Origin of the sequence: Gracilibacillus sp. YIM 98692 (assembly GCF_010993965.1) — a bacterium.
GTDB lineage: Bacteria > Bacillota > Bacilli > Bacillales > Amphibacillaceae > Gracilibacillus.
Window position 1 is genome coordinate 14216 of sequence record NZ_WIXM01000002.1, and the last position, 16986, is coordinate 31201.

The 16986-nt window shown below is 38.0% G+C and carries 13 protein-coding genes and 1 tRNA gene; 13 read left to right on the forward strand and 1 reads right to left on the reverse strand.

The window, feature by feature from the left end; all coding sequences use genetic code 11:
- Positions 1 to 141 precede the first annotated feature (141 nt).
- The 12 genes from gltB to GHD00_RS02280 all read left to right on the forward strand — a co-directional run bounded on the left by gltB (position 142) and on the right by GHD00_RS02280 (position 15721).
- Positions 142 to 4737, forward strand: coding sequence for a glutamate synthase large subunit (gltB, locus tag GHD00_RS02225; protein WP_163536486.1), 4596 nt, complete (start codon positions 142 to 144; stop codon positions 4735 to 4737).
- Positions 4738 to 4799: 62 nt separating this feature from the next.
- Entirely contained in the window at positions 4800 to 6287 is a 1488-nt protein-coding gene (locus tag GHD00_RS02230) for a glutamate synthase subunit beta (protein WP_163536487.1), read from the forward strand.
- Between the two features lie 280 nt (positions 6288 to 6567).
- Complete coding sequence (gene hprK / locus GHD00_RS02235; RefSeq protein ID WP_163536488.1) at positions 6568 to 7533, forward strand: HPr(Ser) kinase/phosphatase; 966 nt, start codon at positions 6568 to 6570, stop codon at positions 7531 to 7533.
- Between the two features lie 24 nt (positions 7534 to 7557).
- Positions 7558 to 8409 (forward strand): prolipoprotein diacylglyceryl transferase, encoded by an 852-nt coding sequence (gene lgt / locus GHD00_RS02240; RefSeq protein ID WP_163536489.1) that lies wholly within the window; start codon positions 7558 to 7560, stop codon positions 8407 to 8409.
- A 96-nt stretch (positions 8410 to 8505) separates the two neighbouring features.
- A complete protein-coding gene (ppaX, locus tag GHD00_RS02245; RefSeq protein WP_163536490.1) occupies positions 8506 to 9162 on the forward strand; it encodes a pyrophosphatase PpaX in 657 nt (218 codons plus the stop codon).
- Positions 9149 to 9676, forward strand: a complete 528-nt coding sequence (locus GHD00_RS02250) for an acyltransferase (protein ID WP_163536491.1) — start codon at positions 9149 to 9151, stop codon at positions 9674 to 9676. The genes ppaX and GHD00_RS02250 overlap by 14 nt, the downstream gene beginning before the upstream one ends.
- A 501-nt stretch (positions 9677 to 10177) precedes the next feature.
- The gene (locus GHD00_RS02255) at positions 10178 to 11173 is read left to right on the forward strand and encodes a tetratricopeptide repeat protein (RefSeq protein WP_163536492.1); all 996 of its coding nucleotides are present in this window, start codon (positions 10178 to 10180) and stop codon (positions 11171 to 11173) included.
- A gap of 87 nt (positions 11174 to 11260) precedes the next feature.
- Positions 11261 to 12211: a thioredoxin-disulfide reductase gene (gene trxB, locus GHD00_RS02260; protein ID WP_163536493.1), complete on the forward strand. Its 951-nt coding sequence runs from the start codon at positions 11261 to 11263 to the stop codon at positions 12209 to 12211.
- A gap of 333 nt (positions 12212 to 12544) precedes the next feature.
- Positions 12545 to 13426 (forward strand): RNase adapter RapZ, encoded by an 882-nt coding sequence (gene rapZ / locus GHD00_RS02265; protein WP_163536494.1) that lies wholly within the window; start codon positions 12545 to 12547, stop codon positions 13424 to 13426.
- A 6-nt stretch (positions 13427 to 13432) separates the two neighbouring features.
- Positions 13433 to 14386: a gluconeogenesis factor YvcK family protein gene (locus GHD00_RS02270; protein WP_163536495.1), complete on the forward strand. Its 954-nt coding sequence runs from the start codon at positions 13433 to 13435 to the stop codon at positions 14384 to 14386.
- A gap of 26 nt (positions 14387 to 14412) precedes the next feature.
- On the forward strand, positions 14413 to 15363 hold the full coding sequence (gene whiA / locus GHD00_RS02275; RefSeq protein ID WP_163536496.1) for a DNA-binding protein WhiA: 951 nt from the start codon (positions 14413 to 14415) through the stop codon (positions 15361 to 15363).
- A 100-nt stretch (positions 15364 to 15463) separates the two neighbouring features.
- Positions 15464 to 15721: an HPr family phosphocarrier protein gene (locus GHD00_RS02280; protein ID WP_163536497.1), complete on the forward strand. Its 258-nt coding sequence runs from the start codon at positions 15464 to 15466 to the stop codon at positions 15719 to 15721.
- Positions 15722 to 15861: 140 nt separating this feature from the next.
- On the opposite strand, the gene clpP is transcribed toward GHD00_RS02280, so the two are convergent.
- Entirely contained in the window at positions 15862 to 16458 is a 597-nt protein-coding gene (clpP, locus tag GHD00_RS02285; protein WP_163536498.1) for an ATP-dependent Clp endopeptidase proteolytic subunit ClpP, read from the reverse strand.
- 257 nt (positions 16459 to 16715) lie between these two features.
- Between clpP and GHD00_RS02290 the strand changes: the two genes are divergently transcribed.
- Positions 16716 to 16788: transfer RNA gene (locus tag GHD00_RS02290), tRNA-Arg, on the forward strand.
- Positions 16789 to 16986: the final 198 nt, after the last annotated feature.

A 16986-nucleotide genomic window follows, 5' to 3' on the forward strand; every position in this document is an offset into this window, starting at 1 on the left:
TATCTAAGACGTGAATGTTTATAATATATACAAAATAATTGGTTTAATTCGTTCACATCGGGAAAATCAATATATAAGGGAAGAATTGCTACTCCTATTAATGGTTTCTTTCTACCAATAAAATGATGAAGGGGTGTTGTTATGAGTAAATATGGTTATCCTGCTCCTCAAGGGTTATATCATCCAGAAAATGAGCATGAAGCATGCGGTATTGGTATGATTGCCAATGTCAATGGCCGCAAGTCCCACGACATTATCCAACATGCGGTGACGATTCTTTGTAACTTAGAGCATCGTGGTGGTCAGTCCGCAGATATAAGCACAGGGGATGGTGCAGGAATTCTTATACAAATTCCACATGCATTTTTTCAAGATAAATGCCAGGATTTAGATATCGACCTTCCAGATGAAGGGGATTATGGTGTCGGGATGGTTTTTCTTCCACAAGATCCAGTTATCAGAAAAAAAAGTGAGAAAGACCTTCAAGCTATCATTGAAAAAGAAGGATTACAAGTAATAGGCTGGCGCACGGTTCCAGTTAATGATGCCTTTGTTGGTGACTATGCTAAAAAGGTAAAGCCATTCATTCGACAAGTGTTTATCACACCGTCTAATGAGAATAAAACTCGTGATGAATTTGAAAGAAAACTATATATGGTTCGTAAACAAGCAGAAAATCAACTTCAAGGGCTTGAAGAAAGAGAAGATGATCAAAATACGTATATCTGCAGCTTATCGACATCAACGATTGTCTACAAGGGCATGTTAATACCAGAACAATTAGATTCGTTTTATATTGATTTGAATAATCCAGCGTTTAAATCAGCTCTTGCTATCGTGCATTCTCGATTTAGTACAAACACTTTTCCGAGCTGGGAACGAGCGCAGCCGAATCGATTTATCGCCCACAATGGTGAATTTAATACCATTAGAGGAAATGTAAATTGGATGCGTGCACGTGAATCTTTATGTCATTCCGACTCTTTTAATGAAGAGGAACTAGAAAAGATTTTACCGGTAATTGATACAGATGGCAGTGATTCTACGATGTTTGATAATTGCTTTGAATTTCTCTATCAATCCGGGCGCTCTCTTGCACATACTGCCATGATGATGATTCCTGAGCCATGGGTGAATGATCAGCGAATGGATGATAAGAAACGAGCTTTTTATGAATATCATAGTACATTAATGGAGCCGTGGGATGGACCAGCTGCTATTATGTATACCAATGGGGCACAAATCGGAGCCTGTTTGGATCGTAATGGGTTAAGGCCTGCTCGCTACTATGTCACCAAAGATGGCATGATTGTATTAGGCTCCGAAGTAGGCGCATTGGATATTTTACCAGAGGATGTAGAATACAAAGATAGATTGCAGCCAGGCAGAATGCTTCTCGTTGATTTAGAAAAAGGAAAAATTATTCCAGATGAAAAAATCAAAAATGAAATAGCCGATGAGAAGCCTTATAAAGATTGGTTATCAAAGTATAGGATGAACTTAGAAGACTTAGATGTACATGAAAGCAGCCAACCCCATTTATCTACTGATGAATTGTTAGAAAAACAGGTGGCTTTTGGATATACGACAGAAGAGTTAAATAAAATCTTAAAGCCGATGGTCACGGATAAAAAAGATCCAGTGGGTTCGATGGGCTATGACTCGCCACTAGCTGTTTTATCCAAGCGTCCAGAACTTCTGTATAACTATTTTAAACAATTATTTGCTCAAGTCACGAATCCTCCAATTGATGCGATACGGGAAGAGATTGTCACTGCGGTTGAAACAACGATTGGGAAAGAAGGCAACTTAGTGGATCCACAGCCGGAGAGTTGTCAGCACATTCGATTAAAAACTCCAATACTTAATAACCAGCAACTAGCAACGTTGAGTAAAAATAACTTGGATGGCTTTCAATCCAAAACGTTATCCTTGCTTTTTGATGTAAAAAAAGATCGTGATATGGAAAAGGTATTAGATCAGCTTTTTGTTCAAGCCGTTGAGGCGATTGATGAGGGGAAAACGTTACTCATTTTATCTGATCGAGGTATTAATGAAAAAAGAGCTGCGATACCAGCACTACTCGCTGTTTCGGGTTTGCATCATCACTTGATTCGAAAAGGCTTACGGACCAAAGTAAGCATACTGATTGAGACAGGAGAAGCTCGACAAGTTCATCATTTTGCAACTTTATTAGGCTATGGAGCAGAGGGGATCAATCCTTATTTAGCTTTTCGAACACTAGAAGGATTAATAGAAATGGGTGATCTCCGTGACACTTCTTTAGATGAAGTCATCAACACTTATATAAAATCAGCGACCAGTGGTGTCATTAAGGTATTATCGAAAATGGGGATTTCGACAATTCAAAGCTACCGAGGTGCACAAATTTTTGAAGCAGTTGGTATTCATTCCGATGTAATTGAGAAATATTTCACGAGAACAGCTTCACGATTAGGAGGCATTGACTTAGAAACGATTGCTCAAGAGGTCATTATGCGACATAAAGTTGCTTTTAACCGTGATCGCGGTAGAGAAAAAGGATTAGCACCAGGCGATGATTTTCAATGGCGTCAAAATGGGGAAGACCATCAGTATAATCCGCATACGATTCACCTTCTGCAGCATGCCTGTCGGACAAATAACTATAAAGTTTTTAAGCAATATTCCAATATGATTACGAATACAGATAAAAATCTACAATCACTACGTGGACTGCTTTCTTTTAAGAAAAGAACTTCAATTCCAATGGAAGAAGTGGAATCCATCGAAAGTATTTGTAAAAGGTTTAAGACAGGAGCGATGTCCTATGGTTCTATAAGTGAAGAGGCGCATGAATCACTCGCAATTGCGATGAACCGGATTGGCGGAAAAAGTAATTCTGGAGAAGGTGGCGAAGATCCTGATCGTTTTACTCCTGACGAAAATGGAGACTTACGTCGCAGTTCAATTAAACAGGTTGCTTCTGGTCGTTTTGGGGTAACAAGTCACTATCTAATAAATGCAGATGAAATTCAAATTAAAATAGCCCAAGGTGCCAAGCCTGGAGAAGGCGGGCATCTACCCGGAAAAAAAGTGTATCCATGGATTGCAGAAGTTAGAGGATCCACACCAGGGGTAGGGTTAATTTCACCACCTCCGCATCACGACATTTATTCTATTGAAGATTTAGCTGAATTGATTTATAACCTAAAGAATGCAAATCCAAAAGCTCGTGTCAGTGTTAAACTTGTTTCTGCTACTGGTGTAGGTACGATTGCTGCGGGGGTTGCAAAAGGTCGTGCAGATCTTGTGTTAATTAGCGGCTATGATGGTGGTACCGGGGCAGCACCTAGAACAAGCCTAAAGCATACAGGGATGCCTTGGGAAGTTGGCCTTGCCGAGACACATCAAACCTTGTTGATGAACAAATTGCGTGATCGAATTGTTGTGGAAACAGATGGGAAAATGATGACTGGAAGAGATGTCATTATTGCCGCACTACTTGGTGCAGAAGAATACGGATTTTCAACAGCACCTCTCGTTGTCTTGGGATGTACGATGATGCGTGTTTGCCATTTAAACACATGTCCGGTAGGGGTCGCGACCCAAGATCCAGAACTTCGAAAAAAATTCACTGGTACACCAGATCATGTGGTGAATTTTATGCTTTTCATTGCTCAAGAAGTGAGGGAACTAATGGCTGAGCTAGGCTTCCGATCGATTGATGAAATGATAGGTCGTACAGATATATTAGAAAAAACAAGTGCAATGGATCATTGGAAAGCAAAAGGTGTCGATTTATCAGCATTGCTCTATCAGCCGGATGTATCCGATAGTGTTGGACGCTTCCAAACGGTGGAACAAGTACATGGTCTTGATAAAACACTTGATCAGCAAGAATTAATTCCGCTATGTTTGGATGCTATCGAACATAAAAAACAAGTAAAAGCTTCTTTAGGTATTCGAAATATTAACCGGGCGGCAAGCACCATGCTTGGAAGTGAAATTACAAAACGTTATGGAAATGAAGGATTGCCAGAGGATACAATTCGTTTGCGGTTAAGAGGTTCTGCAGGACAAAGCTTTGGAGCTTTTATCCCTAAAGGAATCACATTGAATTTAGTTGGGGACGCAAATGACTATGTCGGAAAAGGGTTATCTGGAGGTAAGATTACGGCTCGGCCATCTCGTAAATCGTCATTTGACCCTGTGAAAAATACGATCATTGGTAATGTTGCATTTTATGGTGCGACAGCTGGTGAAGCCTATATTTACGGGATAGCGGGTGAACGCTTCTGTGTACGAAATAGTGGTGCTAATGTCGTTGTAGAAGGTGTAGGTGACCACGGTTGTGAATACATGACTGGCGGGCGTGTTATTGTTTTAGGAACAACTGGCAAAAACTTTGCAGCTGGCATGTCGGGAGGAGTTGCTTATGTTTTGGATGAATCCGATTCATTCCGAGAGAAATGTAATCAGGAATTAGTGCAGCTTCAATCCATTCATGATCAAATGGAAGCGGAAGAGGTTCGTAACATGATTGAGAAACATGTGGAGTATACACAAAGTACGAATGGACAGCGAATTTTAGAGAATTGGGAAGCTATCTTACCAAAGTTTGTACGTGTGATACCAAATGATTATTTAGAAATGAGACAAGTGATCCAAAAGTTAGAAGCAAGTGGATTCAATAAAAAGGACGCAGCAATGACTGCCTTTGAACAAGGGAAAAAAGCAGTGGAGGCTATCAAGTAAGAGGTCAATGATTCCTCTTATAAACCAAACTTAACACTTAAATGGAAATGGAGGGTAAAAGGATGGGTAAGCCAACTGGTTTTAAAGAATATCAGAGACAACCAACGCCAGAACGTGATCCTTCAAGCAGAACAAAGGATTGGAAAGATTATAAGCAGCCAATGGATGAAGAAGAAGTAAAAAAACAGGGAGCACGTTGTATGGATTGTGGTATTCCAACTTGCCATACCGGAACAGATATGAATGGAATGCCTTCTGGATGCCCGGTCTATCATCTGATCCCAGAGTGGAATGACCTTGTTTATCAGGGGCAATGGAAGCAAGCTTTAGAACGGGAACATAGAATGAATAATTTCCCTGAATTTACTGGGATAGCGTGTCCAGCACCATGTGAGGGTGCGTGTGTACTTGGTATCAATGAACCACCTGTTGCGATTCGATCTATCGAGCGTGCCATAATAGAAAAAGGGTTTGATGAAGGGTGGGTGCAACCTGAACCACCTGCAGTACGTACAGATAAAAAGGTAGCAGTTGTTGGATCTGGTCCTGCAGGTTTAGCAGCAGCAGCACAATTGAATAAGGCCGGACACCATGTAACAGTCTACGAACGTTCGGACCGAATCGGAGGCCTATTAACATATGGAATTCCAGAAATGAAGCTGCCATATAGTGTGGTGGAGCGTCGTGTTGACATTTTAGAAAAAGAAGGAATCACCTTTGTAACAAATACTGAAATAGGGAAGGATTACCCTGCCTCCGAACTTCGTCAAGATTTCGATTCGGTTATTCTATGTGGAGGAGCGACAAGACATCGTGATTTAAAAGTAGAAGGCAGGGAGCTTAAAGGAGTTCATTTCGCGATGGATTTTCTTCACTCGAACACGAAGAGTTTATTGGATTCTAATCATGATGATGGAGCTTATATTTCGGCAAAAGGGAAAGACGTCATTGTCATTGGTGGTGGAGATACTGGTACAGATTGTCTGGCTACGAGCGTTCGTCATGGCTGTAAAAGCTTAACCCAATTTGACTACCATACAAAGAAGCCGTCTGAACGACAAGAAGATGAGAACCCATGGCCGCAATGGCCTGTGATCCATCGAGTGGAATATGGGCATAAAGAAGCGGAAGCTGTTCTCGGCCAGGATCCTAGAGCATATACCGTTTTAACGAAAAAATTTGTTGGTGACGAAAATGGCCATGTGAAGGAAGTCCATACTATTGAAGTAGAACAATATAAAGATGAAAATGGCAATCGAATCAAAAAGGAAATTCCTGGTACAGAAAAAGTGTGGCCAGCTCAATTAGTATTGCTAGCTATTGGTTTTACAGGGCCAGAACAAGATTTGATCAAGGAAATGGAGTTAAAGACAGATCCGAGATCAAATATAAAAGCCGATTATGGACAATACAAAACAAATTTAGACGGTGTATTTGCTGCTGGTGATATGCGACGCGGACAAAGTCTTATCGTGTGGGCCATTAATGAAGGAAGAGAAGCTGCAAGAGAATGCGACAGATATTTAATGGGAGCAACACAGCTACCTTAAACAAAATGGACAGAAGCCTGTATTGATTATATCTACAGGCTTTTTTTTTGGATTCATTGCAGTACAGTTTATTAGTTATGAGTACCATGTTTTTTGATTTAATCAAAAATGATGATGATTTGCATAGCCCTTATTGCTTTCTATAGGAGATACAAGTATAAAATATTTTGAAAAGTCTATTCCATGTCGATAAAAAAGTGCTACAATAGTTACATTGAGGTATAAATTAAAAGATAAAGTGGACATACATACGTGAAAGGATCAACGAGGGGGCTAACATATGGCAAAGGTTCGAACACAAGATCTTTTAAATCGTTTTGCAATTGAGCTTATTACAGGAGAAGAAGGGGTACACCGAGAAATATTTATGAGTGAAGTTTCTCGTCCTGGAATCGAATTAACCGGTTATTTCAAGTATTATCCGAAAGATCGCTTGCAGTTATTAGGCAAGACGGAACTATCCTTTTTTTCGGAATTAACGACAGAAGAAAAGAAAGATCGATCATATCGGCTGTGTACAGACATAACACCAGGGATCGTTGTTACAAGAGATATGGAAGTGCCTGAGGAACTTGTACAAGCTTGTAGAGACTCTGGGGTGCCGTTGATGCGCTCACCATATAAAACAACTCGTGTAATCAGCAGGATTACTAACTTTTTAGAAGCAAAATTTGCACCGTTTACAGCTATTCATGGAGTGTTAGTAGACATATATGGTATTGGTGTCTTGATTACAGGTCAGAGTGGAGTCGGGAAAAGTGAAACGGCACTAGAACTGGTTAAACGAGGTCACAGACTTGTGGCAGATGACAGTGTGGAAATTAGACAGGAAGATTATGACCGATTAATTGGTTCGGCTCCACCTTTAATTGAACATTTGCTTGAAATTAGAGGGCTAGGTATCATTAATGTTATGACATTGTTTGGAGCTGGCTCTGTACGTTCTCATAAAAGAATTACACTTGTGATAAATTTAGAAACATGGGATGAAAAAAAACAGTATGATCGATTAGGTTTAGAAGAAGAAACGATGAAAATTATTGATGTAAACATTCCAAAGGCAACACTACCTGTTCGACCTGGTCGTAACCTTGCTGTTATTATAGAAGTTGCTGCGATGAATTTCCGCTTGAAGCGTATGGGTGTAAATGCCGCAGAGGAATTTTCACAAAGATTATCAAAAATGATTCAAAATGGCGATCAAGATGTAGATACAGACTATGATATCGATGTGGATATGGATTAAAAGTAAGAACGGAGGAGATTTATTTTGGCTTGTGAAGCACCTGCACTAGATCCTATATTTTTGGATTTAGGTTTTTTAACCATTTATTGGTACGGTGTAATCATTGCTTCCGGTGCCTTTTTGGGACTATGGCTAGCGACAAGGGAAGCAGATCGATTAGGAATTAAAAAAGATTATATTGTTGATTTAGTCGTTTTTGCTATTCCTATTGCCATTTTGGCAGCAAGATTATATTACGTGATTTTTGAGTGGGATCGTTATGCCGGAGAACCTTGGTGGAAAGTGTTTGCTGTTTGGGAAGGCGGTATTGCGATACATGGTGCCTTAATTGGTGCTGTGCTAACTGCTATTGTTTATACGCGTGTACGTGGCTTATCCTTTTGGCAAATTGCTGATATTGTGGCCCCTAGCCTTATTCTAGGACAGGCTATTGGTCGCTGGGGTAATTTTATGAATCAAGAAGCACATGGTGGTCCAATATCGGAATCAACGTACCAAAATTTTCACCAATACTTACCAGACTTTATCATGAATCAAATGTGTATTAATGGTACGATGTATCACCCAACCTTTTTGTATGAATCGATATGGAATGTATTAGGTCTTGTTTTACTGCTTATCCTGCGAAAATATCCATTGCGTAGGGGTGAGTTATTCTTAAGTTATGTCATATGGTACTCCTTTGGTCGGTTCTTTATTGAAGGGATGCGTACAGACAGTCTTTATATAGTTGGATCTTTACGTACCGCTCAAGTCATTTCCATTGTCTTGATTATATTTGCTGTGTTGATGATTTGGTATCGCAGAAAAGCTGGACTTGCAAATAAGACGTATCAAGGAAAAGGAATCGGTAAAAATAATAAAAAGAAAAAATAATAATGCAGAAAGTTTTGTGTCAGGCTTTTGCTGAGTAATTGGCAAAAGCCGCTTTTTCTGATATAGTAATTAGTCGTTAAAATGGGAGGTCTTAGGATGAAAGTAGAAACGATTTTATTTGATTTAGATGGAACGCTAATTGATACGAACGAGCTTATTATTGCATCGTTTACCCATACACTTGAAAAATATGGAGATCGGTCTTATACAAGGGAAGAAGTCATTAACTTTATTGGCCCTCCATTAGTGGATAGCTTAAGTAAAGTAAATCCATATAAAGTAGAAGAGATGATGGACACTTATCGAAAACATAACTATGAAAACCATGAAAAGTATGTCAAAGCATATCCAACTGTTGTTGAAACTATAAAAACTTTAAAAGAGCAAAGCTATCAGTTAGGTATTGTCACAACTAAACTTACAGATACAGCGAAGCTTGGCTTAAAAATTACCGGCTTAGCGGATTTGTTTGAAGTAATGATTGGATTAGATGATGTAGAAAATGCTAAACCACATCCTGAGCCAATTCTTAAAGCGATTGATCAGTTACAAGCGAATCCAATGACAACGATGATGGTTGGAGATAATTATCATGATATTGAAGCGGGACATAATGCAGGTGTTCAAACAGCAGGAGTGGCATGGTCCATTAAAGGTAGAAAAATATTAGAAGAACATGAACCGAACTATATGCTGGAAGAGATGAGTGATTTATTGCAAATTGTTGGAGTGGAGCAGGATGCGAAGAACTAAAAGGTATCGTGTAGAGGGAGTGAACTCTCTATGGCATGTTTATAAGACTGTTCCGTTTTGGAAAGTCGTGAAGAATTTTGTTTGTATACAAATAGCAAGATATTTACCTATTTTATCTTGGAAAAATTGCATCTATCGGAATTTCTTAAGGATGAAAGTGGGAAACCACACATCATTTGCATTAATGGTCATGCTGGATATTATGTATCCTGAAAAAATTCGAGTCGGTCAAAATTCGGTGATAGGTTATAATACGACGATATTATCTCATGAATATTTAATTAAGGAATACCGGCTTGGCGAGGTCGACATTGGGGATAATGTAATGATCGGTGCCAACTGCACGATATTACCGGGAGTCAAAATAGGAGACAGTGCTGTTGTAGCTGCTGGAACAGTCGTACATAAGGATGTCTCATCAGGATCCTTTGTTGCAGGAAACCCCATGCGTGTTATATATACAAAAGAAGAAATGGAAGACCGTGCAAAAAACGATCATTTCTTAAACCCATGAATCCGCTGTTTTAAAAGTTTAGTTATCGATGGATTAAACTAATGAACTAACTTTTAGAGCAGCACTTTTTTTATTCTACGTAGTTAAAATTCTACACACATATTTGTGAGGCTTTCTACCATTCTGAATATGGGTTGAATGCTAGGATACGCTCCAGCAAGATACTTCGCTTTCCATGGGCATAGTATCAGCCAGGGGGCTACTTGGAATGACATCTGTGCTCCCTTGCACCGAGGAAGCTGAAGCCATGCCCCTGGAAGGGGAGTATTTTTCCGCTGCGCAAGATTAGCACTTATCTAAGAAAGAACGGTAGAAAGTTATGTTAAAGTTACTACGCAGTATATCGCTACTGACCATTTAGGGTTGTATAAAAAAGCCTAAAAAAAGGGGTTTTTCTGTTTTTAATTTGTGTTATAATGCACTAGTCTTCATATTCTAAATAAAATAAGATAAAGAGTACTTATGTAAACGTTTTGCAAAGAAAAAGGAGGGGAGAAAGGATTGTACCATTCCATTGATTCGGAAAAAAAGATTATCCCTTTTATCCCTGAAGGAGATTTTTATTTTTCAAAAGGTGTAGAGGCCTTTCAAAAGCATAAATTTGAAGTCGCATTAAAATGGTTTAACAAAGCTGTTACGGAACAGCCAGATAACCCTTTATATAAATGTCAAATGTCCATCGTATATACAGAGGTGGGATCCTATCATCTTGCCAATCAAGTATTAACAGAGGTATTGGCGACTCATGGCGAAAAATATCCAGATTGTTATTATCTATTAGCCAATAACTATGCCCATTTAGGATTACTTCAGGATGCAGTAAAACATGCTGAATTGTATTTAGAAAAAACATCAGATGGGGATTTCCAAGAAGATGCAAAAAGCTTATTAGACGTCTTAGACTTTAATGATGAAGATGAAGAAGATTGGGCATTAGATGAGGAAGACGATTTGCTCATGTATCAAGAAACAGCCTTTTATCACTTAGAACGTGAGGAATGGGAAGAGGCTATTGTTACTTTAGAGCATATGATTGCATTGTTTCCTCATTTTTCACAGGCAAGACATGAATACCACTATGCTTTATTTTTTGCTGGCGAACAAGAAGAGGCAATTGAACTGGAAGAAAAATATGCGAAGGATAATCCTGATAATCTATATAGTCAAATGAATTTAACTATTTTTTATTACCAACAAGGGAAAACAAAGAGGTTTCAAGAGCTATTAACCATGCTTGAAAATATATTTCCTATCCATGAGCAGCAAAAGTTACGATTAGCTACCACTTTTGCTCAAGTTGGTATGTATCAAAAAGCGTTCCAACGTTTCCGTTTATTGCATAAATCACAATTAAAGGGTCATCCTTCATATTATAGATGGTTTAGCACTTGTTATTACTATTTAGATAAGCAAGAATATGCGAATGCCCTATGGAAAGAAGGATGTCAGCGGCATACTATTTTATCAAAACAGGCACCACCTTGGGAGCGTAACTAGTTTCTATATGAGCAGAATATTAGACCTTTTGAAAAGTCCGTACGATAATATGTATAGAATGACAAGCATAAGGAAGGGATGACAATCATGGCAGAGGAAAGAATTTATGATGTTATTATTGCAGGTGCAGGTCCTGCAGGCATGACTGCAGCCGTATATACGTCACGTGCAAGTTTAGATACATTGATGTTAGAAAGAGGAATTCCAGGAGGACAGATGGCTAATACAGAAGATGTTGAAAACTATCCTGGTTATGACCATATTTTAGGGCCAGATTTATCTAATAAAATGTTCGAGCATGCTAAAAAGTTTGGTGCGGAGTATGCTTATGGAGATATTAAAGAAGTAATTGACCACGGAGACTATAAAACAGTTGTGGCAGGCTCCAAAGAATATAGGACAAAAACTGTTATCATTACAACAGGTGCTCAGTACAAAAAACTAGGAATTCCTGGAGAAGAAGAACTAGGCGGTCGTGGTGTATCTTATTGCGCCGTTTGTGATGGTGCATTCTTTAAAGGAAAAGATTTAGTTGTTGTCGGTGGTGGAGATTCTGCTGTAGAAGAAGGGGTTTATTTAACAAGATTTGCAAATAAAGTAACGATTATTCATCGCCGCGATGAGTTGCGTGCACAGAAAATCCTGCAAGATCGTGCCTTTAAAAACGATAAAATTGATTTTATTTGGGACACAGTAGTAAAAACCATTAACGAAAAAGATGGGAAAGTAGGTAGTGTTACGCTGTATAACAAGAAAACTGGAGAAGAATATGAGCATGAAACAGATGGCAGCTTTATCTACATCGGTATGGTGCCATTAAGTGAACCATTTAAATCATTGGGGGTTACGAACGAGGAAGGCTATATCCCAACTAATGAAAATATGGAAACTAGCGTACCAGGTGTTTATGCTGCAGGAGATATTAGAGAAAAAGAATTACGTCAAATTGTGACGGCAACAGGCGACGGAAGCATTGCAGCACAAGCAGCACAAGCATATATTGAAAACCTTGAAGAGGCGGTCAATACACCAAATTAATTTGTAATATTTTCGAAATTGTAACGTAAAGAAAGTTAATCTCATTGTAACACGCACGAAATATAAATGAGATATAATGTAGTTAACTAATTGACCCCCTTTTTAATAAATAGATATTGAAGGCATAGGTTTCCAATCCTATGCCAATTTTTTTTGTTGATAAAGGCTGCTAATAATAACATTTGAACGAAGTAAATAACAGTATCCGCTTCAAAAAAAAGAACTTTCTGTCGAAAAGGTTTTTCTTTATTGTGTGGCTGGAATCAATAGGTGTATAATGGAGATGTAATCATTGTGTCGAGTTTACATATGTAAAAGGGAGGGAGTGAACATATGGTAAACAACGCAGAAGAAACCAAACTAGTGATTATTACAGGAATGTCTGGTGCCGGAAAGACAGTTGCTGTTCAAAGTTTTGAAGATTTAGGCTATTATTGTGTCGATAATTTGCCGCCAGCACTCCTACCTAAATTTTTAGAATTGATGAAGGATGCTACAAACAATATTCAAAAAGTTGCATTGGTAATGGACCTAAGAGGTAGAGAATTTTTTGATACCTTGTTTGATGCACTAGATCATTTAGGCCAAGAGGATTGGTTAGAAGAACATATTTTATTTTTAGATGCGCATGATAATGTACTCGTTTCAAGGTATAAAGAAACAAGAAGATCACACCCTCTAGCACAAGATGGTTTGCCATTGGAAGGCATTCATGCTGAACGAAGGATATTAGACGAATTAAGAGGAAGAGCACAATATTTCATCGATACTTCTAAGTTAAAACCAAAAGAATTACGGGAAGAAATTGTACAGCGGTACAGTGAAAAGGAACAGGAAGTCTTTTCCGTTCACAGCGTTTCTTTCGGCTTTAAGTATGGTGTACCAATAGATGCTGATTTAGTTTTTGATGTTCGCTTCTTACCAAACCCCCATTATGTAGAACATATGCGACCATTAACAGGACTGAATTCAGAAGTATCCTCATATGTATTTAAGTGGTCAGATACACAGAAGTTTTTAGAAAAAACGACCGATTTGCTGCAATTTATGCTGCCTCAATATAAAAGAGAAGGAAAAACACAGTTAGTAATCGCAATTGGCTGCACAGGAGGTCAACATCGATCTGTAGCTATTGCGGAGTATATAGCGAAATATTTTCAAAAAAATTATGTCACACATGTAAGTCATCGTGATATAGAGAAGCGGAAGGGTTAAGATATAATGTCAGATGCCACCGAAAAAAAAGTTGTCGTAATAGGTGGAGGTACTGGTCTGCCAGTTTTGTTGAGAGGATTAAAAGAGTATCCAATCGATTTATCAGCCATTGTAACAGTAGCTGATGATGGAGGGAGTTCTGGAAGGCTTCGAGCAGAGATGGAGATCCCTTCACCGGGAGATATACGAAACGTGATTGCAGCATTATCGGATGTAGAACCAATGTTAATGGATTTATTTCAACATCGATTTACGAAAGGGAATGGCCTATCCGGACATTCAATGGGCAATTTACTATTAGCAGCCATGACTTCTGTAACAGGTGACTTTTATCATGGAATAAAAGAAATTGCTCGTGTATTGAATGTAAAGGGAAATATTTACCCTATTGCGAATCAAAATATGTTTTTGCACGCAGAATATGAAGACGGGGATGTAGTGGTTGGTGAGTCAAACATCCCAAAAGCTAATAAACGGATTAAAAAAGTATTTTTAAGGCCAAATCCAGTTTTACCATTACCAGATGCAGTAACGGCGATTCACGAAGCAGATATAGTCGTTATTTCTCCAGGTAGTTTATATACAAGTATTTTGCCTAATTTAATTGTTCCACAAATAGATCAAGCATTAAAAAATACCAATGCAAAAGTGGCTTATGTCTGTAATGTGATGACACAAAATGGAGAAACAAATGGATATACTGTTTCGGATCATGTACAGGCGATTATGGATCATATTGGGCCTGACTGTTTACAGTCTGTTATTGTCCATAATCAACCGATTGAACAATCAATGCGTAAAGTCTATGCAGAAGAAAATGCAACACCTGTGAAATATGATTTGGAACGTTTAAAACAAATGGGACTAGAAATTATAGAAGCAGATATTGTTACACAGCAAAACCATTCGCTTAGACATGATACAGAAAAAATAGCAAACTTGATTGTTTCTTTAGTGTAGCTTCCTGTACGAGAGGGGTGAGAAAGTTGTCTTTTGCCGGAGATATAAAAAAGGAATTAACAAAAGTGGAAAACGATGATTGTTGCAAGCAGGCGGAATTAGCGGCATTGATTCGAATGAATGGAGCGGTTTCGTTTTCACGGTTTCACTATTCATTAGATGTTCAAACCGAAAATGCGGCTATAGCACGACGGATCTACACGTTAATCAAATCGACGTATGATATACCTGTAGAGCTTTTGGTTCGAAAAAAAATGAAGTTAAAGAAAAATAATGTTTACATTGTTCGAATGAATGAAGGTGTCAAAGACATGTTGGTAGACATGGAAATATTGAATGAACCTTTAACCTTTATTCGTACTATTTCGCCTAAGTATACGAAAAAAGAGTGTTGCCGTCGCTCTTATTTACGCGGGGCTTTTTTAGCAGGTGGATCTGTGAATAATCCAGAGACTTCTTCTTATCATTTAGAAATCTATAATTTTTATGAGGAGCATAATCAAGCACTTTGCGAATTGCTCAATGAATATCAACTACATGCACGTATACTAGAACGTAAAAAAGGTTATATTGCTTATATAAAAGAAGCGGAAAAAATTACCGAACTATTAAATTATATTGGTGCCCACCAAGCATTATTTAAATTTGAAGATGTACGAATTGTTCGTGATATGAGAAATTCTGTTAATCGCTTAGTCAATTGTGAGACAGCCAATTTAAATAAAACAATTGGTGCTGCCTTTAGGCAAGTGGAAAATATTCGTTTCATTAAAAATTCTGTTGGACTTGACGCACTGCCTGATAAATTAAAAGAGATTGCAGAATTAAGATTGGAACACCAAGATGTTACCTTAAAAGAATTAGGTGAAATGGTGACAGGTGGGAAAATAAGTAAATCAGGTATTAATCATCGACTGAAAAAAATTGATCAATTTGCTGAGCAGCTCAGACAGGATCAAGTGTCTGTTAATCAGTAATTTTAAGGAATGTGTCAATAAAAATTCTCTTATGAATAATATAAGAGAATTTTTAGTAAAATATATTGGTAGCGCTTACTAAATAGGAGGAGGGGCTTTTATGCTAGAGAAAGAAGTGACGATTCAAGTAGATCCAGGATTACAAGCAAGACCTGCAGCACAATTTGTGCAAAAAGCAAACGGTTTTACATCCGAAATTTTTATAGAAAAGGATGAAAAGCGAATAAATGCCAAAAGTATTATGGGGTTGATGAGTCTGGCCTTAACAAAAGGAAATATCATTAAAATTATGACAGATGGAGATGACGATCAAGAAGCATTAGATGATTTAGTAGCCTTTGTTGAAAATAAACAATAAAGTAAACCAGAAGCTATTCAGGTGGAATGTTTTTTGTTTTTCAAAAGCAACTCTTTTGTTCCATCTGCTGTGTTGATCAGACTTAGAATAAGCAAATAAAAAACCTGCTTCTCTTATAGAGAGCAGGTTTTTTTAATATTTTAGCTATTATCTGATGGCTTTTTCTCCATCACTTTGTCAATTAAGCCGTATTCTTTTGCTTTTTCTGCTGACATAAAGTTGTCGCGGTCTGTGTCACGTTCAATTACTTCTAAAGGTTGACCAGTACGGTCTGCAAGAATTTGATTTAGTTTCTTGCGCATTTCGATAATACGGTTGGCATGAATTTGAATATCACTTGCTTGACCTTGTGTTCCGCCTAGAGGTTGATGGATCATTACTTCACTATTAGGTAGCGCGTAACGCTTTCCAGGCTCTCCGGAGGCTAATAAAAAGGCACCCATAGATGCAGCCATACCAATGCAAATAGTAGAAACATTAGGTTTAATAAATTGCATTGTATCATAAATGGCCATACCTGCAGTGATGGATCCACCAGGTGAGTTAATGTATAAAGAAATATCCTTATCTGGATCTTCTGCAGCTAAGAAAAGTAATTGAGCAACAATGCTGTTTGAGACATTGTCATCAATTCCACTACCTAGCATGATAATTCGGTCTTTTAAAAGGCGAGAGTAAATATCGTATGCACGCTCACCGCGGTTTGTTTGTTCAATAACTGTAGGGATTAAATTCATGAAAATTCCTCCTTTTACTACCTATCAATCAATAATATTTTCACTATCCATATAATAACGAAAAGGTCAAAAAAGGTCAAAAGATATGGCTCGCATTCATATATTAAGTCTAAGATGTTTGATAAATTGATTTCAACTTAACCTAAATACATCCTACCCTAATGGTACATGAATTAAACACATGATCAAAAAAAATGATTTAATGATTGAAAAACTCCATTTGTTTCGTTATAATATTTCTTATCGTATCTTCACATGCGTCCGTAGCTCAGGGGATAGAGCAATGGTTTCCGGTGCCATGTGGCGGGGGTTCGAATCCCTCCGGGCGCGCTTTTAAAAACATAAAAATATTGACATAGCATTTTGCACATGATAAAGTGTAGTTTAATAAATCATATGCAATCACTTGGTTTTAAATGGTACATTAGTTCTTATCTAAAGAGGCGCAGAGGTATCACCTTGTGAAAAACTCGGCAACCATTTAGTGCCTATTTACTTAGCAAGGTCTCCATACAGCTTGGCAATTTT